The 1,056-nt window shown below is 37.4% G+C and carries 1 protein-coding gene and 1 pseudogene; both read left to right on the top strand.

What is annotated here, in order from left to right; genetic code table 11:
• The first annotated feature begins 11 nt into the window (after positions 1 to 11).
• Positions 12 to 782 carry a hypothetical protein gene (locus ACFILH_RS05700; RefSeq protein ID WP_375667490.1) on the top strand — a complete coding sequence of 257 codons (771 nt, stop codon included), beginning with the start codon at positions 12 to 14 and terminating at the stop codon, positions 780 to 782.
• An 82-nt stretch (positions 783 to 864) separates the two neighbouring features.
• Positions 865 to 1,056, top strand: a pseudogene (locus ACFILH_RS05695) (hypothetical protein); the annotation flags it as partial.

Raw genomic sequence — 1,056 nt, 5'->3', positions numbered from 1 at the left:
AGGTTTTAATTATGACAAATATCTCAAAAACCACCCCCGTTATCTCTAATATTGCAAATGAAACCGCGTCTGTTAATCAACAAGAGCCTGCAAAAAAATACGAATTTATTGATGATTGTGAATATATCGATGGTCATTTCTTAACTCGAATTAGAGCCTTAAGAGATTTTGATGATGTCAAAAAAGGCGATTTAGGGGGGTATATTGAAAATGAAAGCAACTTATCTCATGAGGGCAATTGCTGGGTGTATAATAAAGCACGGGTCTTTCAAAATGCACGCGTCTTTGGAAATGCTAAAGTAAAAAGCTTTTTTGTTGATGTCTATGGTAATGCGCAAATTTATGGGAATGCTATTTTTGAAGGTATGACATTAAAGGACAATGCAAAACTGTCTGGTAATGCGCATGCTAGCAACGCCGTTGTAATTGAAGGCAATGCACAAATTTATGATAACGCCCGTGTCACTGATCATGCTCATATTTCCGATAATGCTGTCATTTGTGATGATGCCCATGTCGGAGGCAATGCAAAAATAAGTGGCTCTGCTTACATTTGTGATGAATCACGTGTTTTTGATGATGCCGTTATTTGTGATGCTCTTATCTCTGGTTCTTCATATATTCATAGCAATGCCTCTTTAACAGCTAATGAAGATATCTGTGATGATGCATATCCTGAGTTTGGGAGCGAAGATGATTATTATCGTCATGAGTATTATGCTGATTTTGAAGGGTATTATGACGATGATAATGACAGCGAATATGAAAGTGATGCTGCGTAAATGACACGCGCGGGCGCGGCGGGGGCGCCCCCCTTTAAACATTTCATTTAAAAATTTAAATCTCTATAAAGGAATTGTGCTCATGCAAAAGAAGTTTGCACTCACAAATGAAACGCGTGTAATTAATAATCATACCCTTTATCGCATTAAAGCATTAAAAGACTTTGCTGATGTTAAAGCAGGTACTTTAGGGGGCTTTATTGAAAAGGAAGATAACCTTTCTCATGATGGCAATTGCTGGGTTTATGATAATGCTTGTGTTGTAAAATCTGGT

The organism is Bartonella sp. CL435QHHD, assembly GCF_042195095.1.
In the GTDB taxonomy this organism is placed as follows: domain Bacteria; phylum Pseudomonadota; class Alphaproteobacteria; order Rhizobiales; family Rhizobiaceae; genus Bartonella.
The sequence above is the reverse complement of the archived record's forward strand: the minus strand, read 5'-3'. Positions and strand labels throughout refer to the sequence as shown.

Excerpts from the sequence above, each read along its gene's own strand:
- ACFILH_RS05700 (WP_375667490.1), top strand. The coding sequence starts at position 12 with ATGACAAATATCTCAAAAACCACCCCCGTTATCTCTAATATTGCAAAT.